Consider the following 13,497-nt stretch of genomic DNA (forward strand, 5'->3'; position numbering starts at 1 on the left):
TCTATGGCCCAGCGTGCCGGCGAACTATGCCATCGTGTAACGATTCAGCATAAAACCACGGTCTATGATGAATACAACTATGAAACCGAAGCTTGGACTGAATATAAGAAGCTCTGGTCTAAATTAGAATTCCTTTCTGTGAAGGATAGCTTAAACGCCAAAGCTGCCGGATCAGAAACCACAGCCCGGCTAAAACTGCGTAAGCGTAGTGATATTGACACTGGTATGCGCGTTTTATTTGATGGTCAGACATTCCAGATTGTTTCGCCACCAAAGCCAGACAACGAAAACGGTCGGATTTATATGACATTGGAGTTGTCTTTAGTGTCTTAATTGTGCTGATTTCGGTATAATTATTGAGCGGATAGGCTGATCACTGAAAGCCACTTAACCTGAGTGGTTTCCGCACTCATTAATCAGGTTTTGCAGAGGTGCAAATGAATAAAAATATTATTGAACTCGAAAAATGGTTCAAACCTGAAGAAATTACCAAAATCCAAAATGCTGAATTAGGTAGTAAGTTTACATCTATCGCAATTATGGAGTGGCAGCAAATAGGCGTAAGTACTTCTATTGGTGGTATTGATGACATAGTGTTGCCTAAGAATGAAAATAGCTATTCGCTAAAAATATTGGATTTTAAGAAAGTAGATCCCGACCAACCCATGCGCTATATGGAAGTGGAATTTATTTTTGAAAAACAGCCCGCCTAGAGCGGGTTTTTTAATGCGAGGCGCTTATGTCAGCAGAATTTAAAATTGAAGGCTTGGATGAGGTTCAGGAAAAGCTTAAAAGACTTGGAAATCCTCGCTTAATCAAGAATGCTGCAAGGCGTTCTGCTCGTAAAGCGATGGCTGTTGTGCGTGATGCGGCTCGATCAGGTGCAAAAAGCATTGATGACCCGCAAACAAGCGAAAAGATTTGGAAAAATATTGCAATTGCCGCAGGGAAAACACGAAACTCGAATGAAGTGGTGATGCGTGTCGGTGTGCGTGGTGGTGCTGCACAGAATGCAAATACCGATAAGGCTGCCTTATCCAAGTTATCTGGTGGAATCACGACCTATTGGAGATATTTGGAGTTTGGCAGTGCCAAGATGCCTGCCACACCTTTTATGAGACCCGCCTTATCCAGCAATATATCCCAAGTAACAAATCAATTTGCTACATCTTTCAACCAAGAAATTGAGAAAGAATTAGCAAAATTATGATATAATTCAAAGGTCGGCTAGGGTAGCTCCCGAAAGTGTTTACGCTAGAACATTGCCGACACCTCAAACTAGCGTATTACTATTTAGCGGTGGTAAGTATGAAAAAATGTTGTAAATGTGGAGCAGAAAAACCCTTAATTGAATTTCACAAGCAGACTGCAAGTAAAGATGGATTCGGCAAAGAGTGTAAAGCTTGTTGTAAGGTTAGAAAGCGTGAAGAATACTTAAGGAATAAGCAAAAATATCTTGATAGGGCAAAATCTTATAGGGAGAAATTCCCCGAAAAGGTTTCTGAAGCAAAAAAGTTATGCTACCAAAACAAAATAGAGCAATATAAGCAGAATCATCGCAAGTATTATGAGGATAATAGGGATGCGGTGCTTTCTCAAGCAAAAGAGTATCGTGAAAAAAACAAAGAAGTAATTAATGGTAGGGATAGGGATTATTATCAGCGAAACAGGCAGGAATACCTTAGAAAGCAAGCGGAATATCAAAGGGTAAATGCTGAATCGCGCAATGAATACAACCGCAAGTACCGAAAAAACAGAAGACAAGTAGATAAGATGTTCGGCATCAAAGAGAATATGCGAGCTAGGTTTAAATTTGAACTTGCTAAGCGCGGGGAAAAGCAGTCCACGAAGACCAACAAGTATCTTGGTTGTACTTGGGAGTTTTTAAGAGGATATTTAGCCTCAAAGTTTACAGATGGAATGAGTTGGGATAATTATGGTGATTGGCATGTTGATCACATTATTCCATTGGCATCAGCTCAGACTAAAGATGAATTAATTCAGCTTTGTCATTATTCGAATTTACAACCCTTATGGGCATTCGATAATTTGTCGAAAGGCGCCAAAATGCCAGATATAGCAGCTTAATTTTACGAACCGCCGAAAGGCGGTTTTTTAATGGAAGAATTATGAGCACATTACCCATTGAAGATCTTCTTCAGGCCAATAGCGACCTGTACGGGCGACTCGGCAATCCTGTGCGAGTCTATGAGGATATTGCGCCTTACAAAACACCTTATCCCTATGCGGTCTGGTCGGTGGTTGGCGGGGATCCACAAAATAACTTGGATTGTCCAGCTAACGCAGATCACATGTCCTTTCAGATTGTGGTCTACGATACGATAAAAAAGCGCTCCTCCGATATGCGTGAAATGATCCGTAAAACGCTAGAGCCACATTGTTACGTCACCGGTATTCACCCGAACCATTTTGAGCGCATTGCTGATACCAATATTTTTGGTCGTGGCTTTGATGCAAATTGGTTTTTGGATCGATAGGAATTGAAGATGAAATGGAAAACAATAGGTGATGAAAAGCCGAAACATAATCAAGAGTGTTATGTGTGGGCTAATGGTCCATCAATTCTTATCTATGATGCTGAACACAATACTTTCCGAGAATGTTCTGGATGGAGCTTTCAGCCTGCTGACTCAACTGTTTGGGCAGAACCACCAAAGCCACCAGATCACATGATTAAAGATAAATAGATTTCCAAATTTCCACATAGCACCCAACCGGGTGCTTTTTTTATGCCTAAAATTGAGGAGTAGCTACTCATGGCAGTTAAGACAAACAAAACGCATGTATATGCGGTCGTAAATAAAGAAGTTGTTCGCTTCAGTTGTTATTCAGGTTTTGGCTTTGGTCAAGACTCTTTTGGCAAGATTGATGCGACATGCCTTGATTCTGACACTAAAAACTATGAGCGCGGTATGCGTGATCCGGGTGAGGGCTCTATTTCTATTCAGTTGGATGATGAAAATGCAAGCCATATCAAGCTAATTCAATTAGCTGAATCTGGTGAAAAAGTTGAATGGTATGTTGGCTCAAGCCATGCAGAAACACCACCTGAATATGACACTGCAACCGATACAATTGATTTACCAGGTGATCGTGTCTGGTGGACTTTTGAAGGTTACTTAAACCCAACTTCACCTGATGATCTTGCCCAAGATTCTCTGATTACCTATTCATTCACTCTGGTGCGCACATCAGGTGTAACTACAATCTTCCGTGATCCAGCAGTGGTGACTCCATAATGGCTAAATTAAATCTAAGCGATATTGCACAAGGTGCATTGGTTAATGATATTCATGAGGCTGAAGTTGAATTCAAGCATCATGGAAAAACTGAAACTGTTGATATTCGCATCAAGCAATTGCCTTACGCGGTTACCGAGCCATTATTTAAGAGATTAAATAAAGGTGAAGATGTGGTTGCTGAGTGGATTTCTAAAGCATTGGTTGATGATGACGGCAACGTCTATCTAACCCAAAAGCAGGTATCAACAAACTTCACGCCATCTTTGGCAGGTGCTGTATTTAATAAAATTCTGGGTATTGAAAAAGCACCAAAGGATGAAGAGGGAAAGTCCGATTAACGCCAGACGATGAATTCTGGTGTGAACTGGTTCTCAATGGGGTGGGTGGTCGCACAATTGCTGAAGCTAAATCCAATATGACTAATGCTGAGGTTTCGCAATGGGCCGCGTTTAGAAATAAGCGCGGCTCTTTTTTTACTGGCAGACGCATAGAACAGGGATTTGGTAATCTAATGGCGACCTACATGGGATCTAAAGGTGTTAAAAATGTGAAAGCGAAATCCTTTATGCCTCACGAGGATCCACCAACAGAGCTTTCACTTGAAGAATATATGATGCAAAGTTTTGGAGGGGAATCGACTTAGGTTGGTTTCTTTTCACCTAAAGAATAAAGTATCTTATCCCCACCATAATAGGGGAAATATAATGAGAAAATTAATTTTAGCTGGGGTTGTTGGGGTTGTTTCGACAGTTGCAGTAGCGAACAAGCCATTAATGGTGCAGCAAGGTGAGCCAGCACCAATGGGTGAGCCAGTGCAATATCAAGCACCAAAGAAATCTTACTCATCTAGCACTTCTTCTGCCCTTGGTGATTATGTAAGTTTTAATGCTGCTTTTTCTGGATCAAGAATTGGTGCGGAAAATGTGGGTGGCGACTCTAATTTTAGTGGTATTGATCTAGGGGTAATGGGGGTTCAGGAGAATCTTTCTGCAGGACTTGGATTTACCTATCAAGCTGATAGCGACTGGAAATATTCTGAAATTTATTCAAAGTTTGGCTATCGATTATTCAACCAAAATAATAACTATGGGATAGTTTCCACTGGTGTAGGTTATGCCTGGTTGTCAGCAAAAGACTATGCGATTGATTTAGATTATTTTGTATTGCCTGTAGAGTTAGAAGTTGGTCATTACTTTCAGCCAACACTAACAGTATACGCTGCGCTTGGTTATAAATGGCTATGGAATACAAGCGGCGAAGTTTGTTATGGCAATATTTGCGGTTCTGGTTCAAGCAGCGAACTAGATGTTGATGGTGTAACCTACAAAGTTGGCCTTCGATACAACTTCTAAAAGCAAGCCTCCTTCGGGAGGTTTCTTTTTGGCTGTTTAGTTAGTATCTTGTGATTACTTATTGAAGGGTATTCACATGAAAAAAACATTAATAGCGGTTTTAATGGCCGGCTTTACACCGCTTCTTTATGCTCAAGAGCGAACCCTAGATGAGCGCTGTGATGGGTATTCAAAATATGTTATGGAGCTACTGGAAAATAAATATAAAGGTGAAACCCTGAAAGAGCAGCTCGAGCTAGTTGATGAATGGGATGATCGAGAGTATAGAGAGGAAATAAAAAGAATATTAACTAATTTAATCTACACTTTGCCAAAAGAATACACAGAACAGGGTATTAAATTTCAGGCATTGGCTACCTATACGGCAGCATATAGAAGCTGTATTAAGAAATACTCTTAAAGTTTTTAAGTATTAAAGCCTCGCACCAGCGGGGTTTTTTATTGCCTGAGGAAAAGTTATGGCAGCAGCATCCCTTGGTCGGTTGACCTTAGATTTAGCGGTAAAGCTCGGTTCATTTGAACAGGGCATGACGCAGGCGGAACGCAAAACCAAACAAACCACTGATAACATGAATAAAGCTTTCGTTGGATTCAAGGATCAGGTAGCAGATGCTTTGGGTGGAACTCAACTGGGTTCGATTGTTGACTCTTTCAATACAAAAATTGGATCTTTAAAAGGCGGAGTTTTGGTTGCTGGCGCAGCACTTTCAGGCATGGCTGTGGGCGGCATAGCTGCTGCTATTGGTGGATTAACCCACTTAGCGATTGAAACAGCTAAAGCAGATAGCCAGCTGCTAGTTCTGGCAAATCGAGCCAACACAAGCGTAAAAAGTTTTCAGATTTTAGAGTACGCATCCCAAGGTTTAGGTGTGTCCCAGGATCAGCTTGGTTCTATTTTGGCTGATACTCAAGAAAAACTTGGTGAATTTAGCGCAACTCAAGGCGGTGGGGCTGCTGATTTCTTTGATGCACTAAAAAACAATACAAAATTATCTGAAGATCAGATCAAATCATTTTCCAAAACACTCCAAGGCAAAGATGGTATCGAAGCCATTCAAATGCTTAACGATAAACTGGATGAGCTTGGCGTAACATCGCAAGAACGTCGGTTTGTATTTGAGAGCTTGGCATCAGATCTGGGCAACCTTGCGCCACTATTTGCGGAAAATGGCCGGCTTCTAGATGACTACGGAAGGGCGCTGGAAGATGCGGGCATCCTCAAAACAGAAGAAGCTATCAAGCAGTCTCAACTTTTAGCAGCACAAACACAGGCTGTTAATCTGCAATTCCAAGGCTGGAAAAACCAACTGGTCTCAGGATTTATGCCCGCCATCGTGGATGTAGCAAATGCGATTTTCGGCACATCAAAAAACGGCATTCAACTTCAACAGGTTGGTGAGGGTATAGGCTCTGTACTTAGAAGTGTTACTAAAGTTGCTCTTGGAGTCTCGGCGGCTTTTAGTATTGCTGGCAAATTGATTGGTGGCGTAGCTGCTGCAATTGCTGCCCTTAAGGGTGAAAAGATCAATACCATCAATATTATGTTTGATGATATTACTGCCACTCTTGATGACTATGGAACTCGCATAAATTCATTAAGTGAATCTAGTTCCACTGCAAGTAAATCATCTAACAATCTAGTCAATGCTATTCTGGCTGTCAATTCAGCTTCTACCAAGTCGGCAAAAGGCATTGCTCTAGACACCAAGACGGCCGATGAAAACACTAAAGCTAAAGAAAAGCAGGCAAAAGCAGCTGAAAAGTTAGCGAAAGAACAAGCAAAGCTTAATGGTCTTGTTGGTGCTTCAGCATTGAATGGGCTACGTATTAAATCTAGCGAATCTATTGCTGGTGGCAAAGTAAGAGGCTACACAGCGGAATTTGCCAAACTGGCTCAGGATGCTTTGGGTTCTCAGCTTAACCGTTTTACAGCTTTCAATGATAGTTATCACAAGGGAACTAACAGCAAGCATGCGGTTGGTCAGGCATTTGACTTTACTGTTAAGGATGCAGGCGAGGCTAATGCTTCAATTAAGCGACTACAAGAAGTAGCCAAAAAATATGGCTTCACTATTAAAGCAATTAATGAATATGCAAATCCATCTGGTCGATCTACTGGTGGGCATGTGCATGTGTCTGTCCTTGGTTATAAAGGCACAAGCGAGATGCTTAAAGATGCTCAAGCCGAATTAGGCATAATTGCATCCACAAATGAAGAGGCTAAACGAATCCATGATGAAAGACTCAGGGCGCAACAGTCTGTTGCAAGTCAATATTACAGTGAACTGCAAAAGTTAGAGTACGAAAACTCAGAATCCATCAAAGCAATCAATGTGGCTTATGCTGGTGATGATGCTGCCATTAAAAAATACCTAACCCTTCAGCAAGCCGCATACGAAAAAGACGTTGCTAAATATCAGGAGGCTCAAAAACAAAAAGAGCTGAGTGATAAAAAGCAACTGCTTGAAGCTAGTCGCAACTGGATGACTGCTGGTGAATATGCTCGCGAATATTATGCATTAGTGCGAGAGGAAATTCTCAACACTTCTGAATACTCGCCAGCAATGAAACAGGCACTAATTCAAGGCTCTCTGTCACAACAAAACCTCGAAGAATCTTATGAGCGCGACAGTGCGATTGAGGATTACCGCGATGTGATGGGGTATGAAGAAAATCCATTAGAGCGGCAGTTTGAAGTATTGCAAAAAATGCGTGAACTCGATTTGCTGAATGAGGAAAAGTACCAACAAGACAAATTGATGCTGCAAACCAAATATTCAGCGTCCTATATGCAGTCTATGCTTGGTGGTTTTGCTGCATTAGTTGATGAAAACTCTAAAACCTATGCAGTACTGTTTGCTGCTCAAAAGGCTTTCGCAGTAGCTCAGGCAATGCTGAACATTCCAGCGGCATATTCTAAGGCTTATGATGCTGTGGTGGGTACACCATACGTTGGTCCATATATTGCGCCGGCAGTCGGTGCGGCTGCAGCAGCTTTACAGGTTGCACAGGCTGCAAGCATGAAGTCGGTGAATCTAACTGGTATGGCCCATGATGGTATCGATAACATTCCAAGGGAAGGTACTTGGCTGCTTGATGGTGGAGAGCGTGTTTTGAATCCTGAGCAAAATAAGGATTTAACTCGATATTTAAATGAGTCGCGTGAAAGCAATTCATCACCAAACGTCAATCTAAACCCAAACTTTGTCATCGTAGATGAGCGCGAAAAACTCGGGGATTACCTGTTTGGGCCAGATGGCAAGAAAGCTTTCGTGAAGTTCTTCAAGCAGAACAAACGGGAATTAGGATTTGCATAAGCTCACTTCGGTGGGCTTTATTTTTATCAATTTGAGGACAAAATGAAAATACAAACGTCATATGGCGAGGTGCATGTATTAACAAATTGCCCTCTATTAGAATCAACCGAGCGCCTGGAGTGGATGACAGAGGTTCATGAATCTTTTGATGGGAGTGAAGAACGCTATCCACTTTGCGATGCACCGCGTCAGATCCTGAATTTCAAATACACAGAAATGCGTAAAGCCATGGGTGATATGTTTCACATGCTGTATGCCAATCTGCGCAAACAGTGGGGCATTCCGCTGCGGCAGGTGAAACGAGTCATTCCAGATATTGTGGATGATGATTACATCATTCTGGATGCAGCAGACACCATAGCCGACCTTCGAGTCGGTTTTGCTTTTATTGAGAGCAGTGAAGGTAGTCAAGTGGTCGAGATTGTCAGTCGTGGCCGCTACATCATCATTCAGGAAGAAATCCGGGACCCGGAAACGGATGAGATAATTCAAGAACTGATCACTGAATACCAGGATGGCTTCCGTTTGGCTGCAAATGTGACTGTAACCAATGCTGTGATCATGCCGCTGCGGATCTGCATTATCGATGGTGATGCTTCAATCAATGCGGGCGGTTTCTGGTCCAATGTTTCAGTTATTTTCCGAGTACTGGCTGAAGATTTACCAGAGCATGAAGGTGACGTGCCAGGGCAGTACAAGGGTGAGGATATTTACTGGAAGCCTTTACTGCTCGATGGTGACTCACTGGAAATGACATTGACCCAGCATCAAAACATTATTGACGGTGCGGTGGGTGGTTTTCAGCAGTATACCCATCATGCAAAACCCAAGTATTTAAAGCCATTCATTTCGGTTTTAAAGGACTGGTCAGAGTTCAATGCTTATCGCCGGTTTTTGTTCCGTCGATCTGGTCGGTCCCGGGCTTTCTGGATGCCACTATATGAAAAGCATTTGAATATTTTAAATACCGGCAACATCACCACCAGTTTAAGCACCAATACCAAATACATCATTGAAGCCGACCGCAAGCATATCGCAGTCAAACGCAAGGATGGCACCTGGTCAGCGCATGAAATTACCGATCGGACTGGTGGATCACTTACTGTTTCACCGGCAATTGACACCCTGCGAAATGACATTCAAACCATTTGCTATTTAGGTTTGCATCGCCTGGATGCAGATCAGATTGAATTTCAGTTTTTAGGCGCTGGAAAATCGAGAATTACTGTTCCAATCGTGGAGATTGATAACTAATGACACGTTCAGAACTTTATCAATTTAAGCATGGGGATAAGCAATGGTTTTTCACCAGTGCACGTAAAGCGATTACCCATAACAACATTACGTATTACCCAGTGCGCGGTTTAAGCCGTGGGAATATTGAAGATGCGGATATTGATAAGTGTGAAGTCGAGCTGACTTTTCCGCATCCATATCCACTATTCAATGATGCAGATGACAGCTTTACCCAGGTGTTCTTAAATAAGATTTATCTAGAGTCAGTGTATTTCACCCTGATTGAACTGGATGCTGGTGAATCACTGGTACAGTTTAAAGGACGTGTGACTCAGCCTGAATTTGATGATCGTGACAATACAATGACGCTGATCTGCTCGACTGCAGAAAGCTTTATGCGTCGCAAGATTTTGACCCGTAAATTTCAGCGTACGTGTATGAATAACATTTACGACAAGTTTTGTGGATTGGATTTTAACGAGTGGTCATTCGATGTAACAGTGACTGCGATCAATGGTCTTGATGTGACTTTTGCTGTCAATCCGACTCAAGTCAAAGATGAGGAAGGCAATCTGGTATTTGAACGGATCCCGGTACTCGATGAGCTAGGCCAACCTGTTTTGGATGGTCTGGGTAATCCCACTTTTGAAGATGGTGATCCGGTCATGGAAATCAAATCATACGCACCTGGTTGGTTGAATCGCGGTGTGCTTAAAAAAGATGGTGTGTTTACCTTTATTGTCGGTAATGACGTAAATGGCAGCATCCGACTATATCGCCAGCATATCGACCTGAAGGTTGGTGGTGTGGTACGAGTTGCACCAGGTTGTGATCAGTCACTGAAAATGTGTCATGAGAAATTTAACAATCACAAGCGCTTTGGTGGTCATCCAAATATTCCGACTGAAAACCCATTAGAAACGCAGTTAATTAAGTAGAGTAAATATGAATATCGAATTACTTCTTACTGGTTTTGATCCGAGTAATATTCCTGTCTCTACCTCAATCGCACCTTTATTGATTGGTGCTTTGATTGCTGGTGCCGTTTCTCTGATTGTTGGGGTCTACACCTTCCTGCAAATGCGTAAAATGCAGAAGAAAAACCGTCCAAAGCCAAATCAGCTGGACGGTACAATTGCTGATGAAGGTACTTCATTTTGCGACATTGCAGGTAGTCCTCATGTTCATGCAAACATTACAGATATTTGGGGTAAGACGACCTCGCCAATTAAGCAGAAAGGCGGTAAAAAATGAAGATTTATATGTCTGATATTCGGAAAGCAAAAATGTGCTCGGGCGGAACCCGGGCATTTTTTTTACGTCAAGGTTGGGATTGGCAGGATTTCTTAAAAAATGGTCGAGATGCTCAGGATTTCATAAACACAAAAGATGCAATGGCTTTGCAGGTGATAGAGGTGGCGAGAAATGGGAAAAAGTAGTTCGCAGGTTGTTGGTTATCGTTACTACGCCAAATTCGCGGCTTTTATTGGTAATCGTATTGAAAAACTGATCGGAATCAATTTTGATAATCGAAAATGGGTTATTCATGATCCGTTAAAGCACCCACCAAATCTACTTCCCGTGCTAGAGAACAATCTTTTTGGTGAAAATGAAGGGGGAGTATCCGGGCAGATCGATATACATTTTGGCACACCAGACCAAGAGCCAAATGCAGAATACCAAAAATACTTTCCTTTGGTTTCTGGCTACCCCTATCAATCATACTTGGTATTTCGCGGGGAAGGAGGGCCTGATTTTTCTGGTGTCGGTGGGATATATGAGGAGGTAGCCAATACTCTTGGAGCTAGTGGGAAGTCAGCTTTCTATGTTGGCAACTCAGGCTACATGAAAGAGATGTTGCTTTGGGTGAAGCGGATTCATGTAAAGAATAATGGTGATGGGCAGTGGTATGATTTAAAGTCCGCAATTGATGGTTATATAAATAGTGGCACAGCAGACCGTGCACTACCCTTTAATTTTAATGTTAAATATGATGCAGATGGGGATACTTCAATCAATAGTATGAAGTATGACTCTGCAACGTCAATGTATAACTCAGGCACATCAGTTATGCCCACCCATACTGCATCAATTGGCGTTGGTGGTGGTGGGTTACCTGATCCATCTGCATTTTACAATGGTGAGTTAAGTTTGTTATTTCCAGATGCATTAATGGGCTATGCCGAAACCAATATTGAAATAGAGTGGGGTTTTGATAATAACAACTACAGTTATCCAGGCTTATTAAATGAAGTTAAAACTGAAACGCCACGCGATAGCAACGGAAACAAAATAATCACTGTTTCTGGATTATTGCCTGTTATGGGTATTCCAAAGATAGAACTGCATGGCCGAGGATCCTCTAGCGGCTCAATTACAGCGCTCGCAAGAATAACGCTCGGTTTTGTTCATCCGCCAGATTACTACAGTAAATTAGAAGCCCCTGATATTAACCCAATTCATAAAATCCGCGAAATTCTTACAGACGATACAGCAATGAGTAAACCTGAATCTGATGTGAATGACGCGAATTTTATGAAAGCTGCGGATCGAATCTGGGATGAGGGTCTGGGCGTGTCGTGGGCGATTGATGAGAAATCATGTATCGAAGCGATTGAAGAGCTTTGCTATCACATTGAAGCTGGCATTCGCGTCAACCGTCAAACCGGTCTATATGAGATGGTTTTATTTCGTGATGATTGGTTTGCGGAAGATGAAATCCACTCTGTTGCTGAAAACAAGATCAAAGATTTATCTCTTGAAGTTATGAATAGTGACGACATTGTGAATCAGCTCAATGTTACGTATTACGACAGACCACGCATCAAGAATTCGACTTTCTCAGTCTATGAAAATGGCTCAATTCTCACAATGGGCCATGCGAATGCTGAGTCTATCGAATTCCCGTATTTCATGAATATGCGCAATGCTGAGATTGTGGCGAACTGGAAATTAAAACAGTTCTCAACGCCTGCATGGTCGGGGAGTTTCACAACCGGTTGGCGTGAAGCTCGCAAATGGAATAGATACGATTTAATTCGTTTGTCTTGGTCTAAAAAATGGAATGGCACAATCCTTGTTCGTATTATGAAAATCAATCTAGGTAATGGTGCGGACAATACTGTAACGATTGATTTTGAAGAAGTGATTCCGTATTCAAGTGAAATGAATACTTCGATTGTAGTTGATGCTCCGGTTGAATCAGCGCCACAGCCACCGCAGCCAAGCATGAATGCAGTATTTGAAGCTCCGTATTATCTAACAGTGCTTCGTGCCGGGCAGACAAATGCAGACTTGGAATTATCCAATAATCCTGATATTGGCTATGTAGTAGCAATTGCAGCCAAACCACAAAGCAACTCATTGAACGCTTTGCTTTACACAGATGGGGGTGTGGGTGAATTTGAGCAAGTTTCTCGTCTTGAGTATTGCGATATTTTACAGCTTGATCAGCCGATTGTAGAAACAACATCATCATTTACAGTCACAGGTTCATTAACCCAAACAGCAAACTCAAATAATCTAATTTTACTGAATGATGAGTGGATGGGGTTTGTGAGCTTTGATGTTGAAACGAAAGTTTTAACTGTGAAGCGTGGAGTGCTGGATACTGTGCCGAAAAAGTATAGTAGCGGGTCTTTATTCGTATTCGATCTTCCGGATGTTGCATTTGATGCTACTCAGTACGCACAAAGTGAAATTGTTGAAGCGCAAGTTTTAACAACTACGCCGAGCGGCATTCAAGAGCTTTCAGCAACAGGTCTTCCGATTGAAATTAAAGCGCGGGCTATCCGACCATATCCACCAGCCAATGTAAAATTCAATGATATTTACTATCCCGAAACTATTTTGGTGACAAGTGATATTGTTTTGACTTGGGTTGACCGAAACCGATTGCAGCAAACAGGCGGTGAGATTCTTGGATTTTTTGATAAAGGTGTGACTGTAGAGAGTGGTGTTACATACTCATATGAGCTTATCTCTGAGAATGCAATTTTAGATAGCGCAAGTGACATCACTACAAACACCGCGACAATTCCTTCATCTGCATTAGTGCCAAATAAACCGCACACATTGCGCCTATGGTCCGCACGTGATGGCTATGATTCATTTCAAGTGTTTGAGCATTCATTCTTTGTTGAAGCAGCAAGCTTGATTTTGACAGCTACAGCAACTAAATCTCAAGTCGCTGGAAATACTGTGCCGACTGCAAACATAACCGTAAACATTGATGAATCATTGCAAGCAAATATGCAGGCAGATGGTTCAAAAATTACGGGGAAAAGCGAACCTGGTGCGACGATTACGATCAATATTGAGGGATAGATA

The 13,497-nt window shown here is 42.0% G+C and carries 17 protein-coding genes; all 17 read left to right on the forward strand.

Features of this window, described 5'->3' with window-relative positions; translation table 11 throughout:
* Positions 1–3: 3 nt before the first annotated feature.
* The 17 genes from FTV34_RS00260 to FTV34_RS00340 all read left to right on the forward strand — a co-directional run bounded on the left by FTV34_RS00260 (position 4) and on the right by FTV34_RS00340 (position 13,494).
* Positions 4–333 (forward strand): phage head closure protein, encoded by a 330-nt coding sequence (locus FTV34_RS00260; RefSeq protein ID WP_180068333.1) that lies wholly within the window; start codon positions 4–6, stop codon positions 331–333.
* 104 nt (positions 334–437) lie between these two features.
* Positions 438–713 (forward strand): hypothetical protein, encoded by a 276-nt coding sequence (locus FTV34_RS00265; protein WP_179992020.1) that lies wholly within the window; start codon positions 438–440, stop codon positions 711–713.
* A gap of 26 nt (positions 714–739) precedes the next feature.
* Positions 740–1,210 carry an HK97-gp10 family putative phage morphogenesis protein gene (locus tag FTV34_RS00270; protein ID WP_180068335.1) on the forward strand — a complete coding sequence of 157 codons (471 nt, stop codon included), beginning with the start codon at positions 740–742 and terminating at the stop codon, positions 1,208–1,210.
* A gap of 98 nt (positions 1,211–1,308) precedes the next feature.
* Positions 1,309–2,088, forward strand: coding sequence for a hypothetical protein (locus tag FTV34_RS00275; protein ID WP_180068337.1), 780 nt, complete (start codon positions 1,309–1,311; stop codon positions 2,086–2,088).
* A gap of 41 nt (positions 2,089–2,129) precedes the next feature.
* Positions 2,130–2,498 carry a DUF3168 domain-containing protein gene (locus FTV34_RS00280; protein WP_180068339.1) on the forward strand — a complete coding sequence of 123 codons (369 nt, stop codon included), beginning with the start codon at positions 2,130–2,132 and terminating at the stop codon, positions 2,496–2,498.
* A 9-nt stretch (positions 2,499–2,507) separates the two neighbouring features.
* On the forward strand, positions 2,508–2,708 hold the full coding sequence (locus FTV34_RS00285; RefSeq protein WP_180068340.1) for a hypothetical protein: 201 nt from the start codon (positions 2,508–2,510) through the stop codon (positions 2,706–2,708).
* Positions 2,709–2,777: 69 nt separating this feature from the next.
* Positions 2,778–3,260: a phage tail tube protein gene (locus tag FTV34_RS00290; RefSeq protein ID WP_180068342.1), complete on the forward strand. Its 483-nt coding sequence runs from the start codon at positions 2,778–2,780 to the stop codon at positions 3,258–3,260.
* Positions 3,260–3,601: a phage tail assembly chaperone family protein, TAC gene (locus FTV34_RS00295; protein WP_180068344.1), complete on the forward strand. Its 342-nt coding sequence runs from the start codon at positions 3,260–3,262 to the stop codon at positions 3,599–3,601. The genes FTV34_RS00290 and FTV34_RS00295 overlap by 1 nt, the downstream gene beginning before the upstream one ends.
* A gap of 77 nt (positions 3,602–3,678) precedes the next feature.
* The gene (locus FTV34_RS00300; protein ID WP_180068422.1) at positions 3,679–3,906 is read left to right on the forward strand and encodes a hypothetical protein; all 228 of its coding nucleotides are present in this window, start codon (positions 3,679–3,681) and stop codon (positions 3,904–3,906) included.
* Between the two features lie 61 nt (positions 3,907–3,967).
* Positions 3,968–4,615 (forward strand): hypothetical protein, encoded by a 648-nt coding sequence (locus tag FTV34_RS00305; protein WP_180068346.1) that lies wholly within the window; start codon positions 3,968–3,970, stop codon positions 4,613–4,615.
* A gap of 76 nt (positions 4,616–4,691) precedes the next feature.
* Positions 4,692–5,015, forward strand: a complete 324-nt coding sequence (locus FTV34_RS00310) for a hypothetical protein (protein WP_180068348.1) — start codon at positions 4,692–4,694, stop codon at positions 5,013–5,015.
* A 58-nt stretch (positions 5,016–5,073) separates the two neighbouring features.
* Entirely contained in the window at positions 5,074–7,932 is a 2,859-nt protein-coding gene (locus tag FTV34_RS00315) for a hypothetical protein (protein ID WP_180068350.1), read from the forward strand.
* A 42-nt stretch (positions 7,933–7,974) separates the two neighbouring features.
* A complete protein-coding gene (locus tag FTV34_RS00320) occupies positions 7,975–9,186 on the forward strand; it encodes a hypothetical protein (protein WP_180068351.1) in 1,212 nt (403 codons plus the stop codon).
* Positions 9,186–10,106: a phage BR0599 family protein gene (locus FTV34_RS00325; protein WP_180068353.1), complete on the forward strand. Its 921-nt coding sequence runs from the start codon at positions 9,186–9,188 to the stop codon at positions 10,104–10,106. Before FTV34_RS00320 ends, FTV34_RS00325 begins: the two co-directional genes overlap by 1 nt.
* Positions 10,107–10,113: 7 nt before the next feature.
* Positions 10,114–10,422 carry a hypothetical protein gene (locus FTV34_RS00330; protein WP_218949113.1) on the forward strand — a complete coding sequence of 103 codons (309 nt, stop codon included), beginning with the start codon at positions 10,114–10,116 and terminating at the stop codon, positions 10,420–10,422.
* A gap of 8 nt (positions 10,423–10,430) precedes the next feature.
* Positions 10,431–10,607, forward strand: coding sequence for a hypothetical protein (locus FTV34_RS00335; RefSeq protein ID WP_257226070.1), 177 nt, complete (start codon positions 10,431–10,433; stop codon positions 10,605–10,607).
* Positions 10,594–13,494 carry a hypothetical protein gene (locus FTV34_RS00340; RefSeq protein WP_180068357.1) on the forward strand — a complete coding sequence of 967 codons (2,901 nt, stop codon included), beginning with the start codon at positions 10,594–10,596 and terminating at the stop codon, positions 13,492–13,494. Before FTV34_RS00335 ends, FTV34_RS00340 begins: the two co-directional genes overlap by 14 nt.
* Positions 13,495–13,497: the final 3 nt, after the last annotated feature.

Source organism: Acinetobacter sp. YH16038 (assembly GCF_013417275.1).
Lineage (GTDB): Bacteria > Pseudomonadota > Gammaproteobacteria > Pseudomonadales > Moraxellaceae > Acinetobacter.

What these genes read in the sequence shown, in the direction of transcription:
- FTV34_RS00290 (WP_180068342.1), top strand. Translation starts at nt 2,778, where the DNA reads ATGGCAGTTAAGACAAACAAAACGCATGTATATGCGGTCGTAAATAAA.
- FTV34_RS00325 (WP_180068353.1), top strand. Translation starts at nt 9,186, where the DNA reads ATGACACGTTCAGAACTTTATCAATTTAAGCATGGGGATAAGCAATGG.
- FTV34_RS00315 (WP_180068350.1), top strand. Translation starts at nt 5,074, where the DNA reads ATGGCAGCAGCATCCCTTGGTCGGTTGACCTTAGATTTAGCGGTAAAG.
- FTV34_RS00305 (WP_180068346.1), top strand. Translation starts at nt 3,968, where the DNA reads ATGAGAAAATTAATTTTAGCTGGGGTTGTTGGGGTTGTTTCGACAGTT.
- FTV34_RS00320 (WP_180068351.1), top strand. Translation starts at nt 7,975, where the DNA reads ATGAAAATACAAACGTCATATGGCGAGGTGCATGTATTAACAAATTGC.
- FTV34_RS00335 (WP_257226070.1), top strand. Translation starts at nt 10,431, where the DNA reads ATGTCTGATATTCGGAAAGCAAAAATGTGCTCGGGCGGAACCCGGGCA.
- FTV34_RS00280 (WP_180068339.1), top strand. Translation starts at nt 2,130, where the DNA reads ATGAGCACATTACCCATTGAAGATCTTCTTCAGGCCAATAGCGACCTG.
- FTV34_RS00340 (WP_180068357.1), top strand. Translation starts at nt 10,594, where the DNA reads ATGGGAAAAAGTAGTTCGCAGGTTGTTGGTTATCGTTACTACGCCAAA.
- FTV34_RS00260 (WP_180068333.1), top strand. Translation starts at nt 4, where the DNA reads ATGGCCCAGCGTGCCGGCGAACTATGCCATCGTGTAACGATTCAGCAT.
- FTV34_RS00330 (WP_218949113.1), top strand. Translation starts at nt 10,114, where the DNA reads ATGAATATCGAATTACTTCTTACTGGTTTTGATCCGAGTAATATTCCT.
- FTV34_RS00275 (WP_180068337.1), top strand. Translation starts at nt 1,309, where the DNA reads ATGAAAAAATGTTGTAAATGTGGAGCAGAAAAACCCTTAATTGAATTT.
- FTV34_RS00265 (WP_179992020.1), top strand. Translation starts at nt 438, where the DNA reads ATGAATAAAAATATTATTGAACTCGAAAAATGGTTCAAACCTGAAGAA.
- FTV34_RS00300 (WP_180068422.1), top strand. Translation starts at nt 3,679, where the DNA reads ATGACTAATGCTGAGGTTTCGCAATGGGCCGCGTTTAGAAATAAGCGC.
- FTV34_RS00270 (WP_180068335.1), top strand. Translation starts at nt 740, where the DNA reads ATGTCAGCAGAATTTAAAATTGAAGGCTTGGATGAGGTTCAGGAAAAG.
- FTV34_RS00295 (WP_180068344.1), top strand. Translation starts at nt 3,260, where the DNA reads ATGGCTAAATTAAATCTAAGCGATATTGCACAAGGTGCATTGGTTAAT.
- FTV34_RS00285 (WP_180068340.1), top strand. Translation starts at nt 2,508, where the DNA reads ATGAAATGGAAAACAATAGGTGATGAAAAGCCGAAACATAATCAAGAG.
- FTV34_RS00310 (WP_180068348.1), top strand. Translation starts at nt 4,692, where the DNA reads ATGAAAAAAACATTAATAGCGGTTTTAATGGCCGGCTTTACACCGCTT.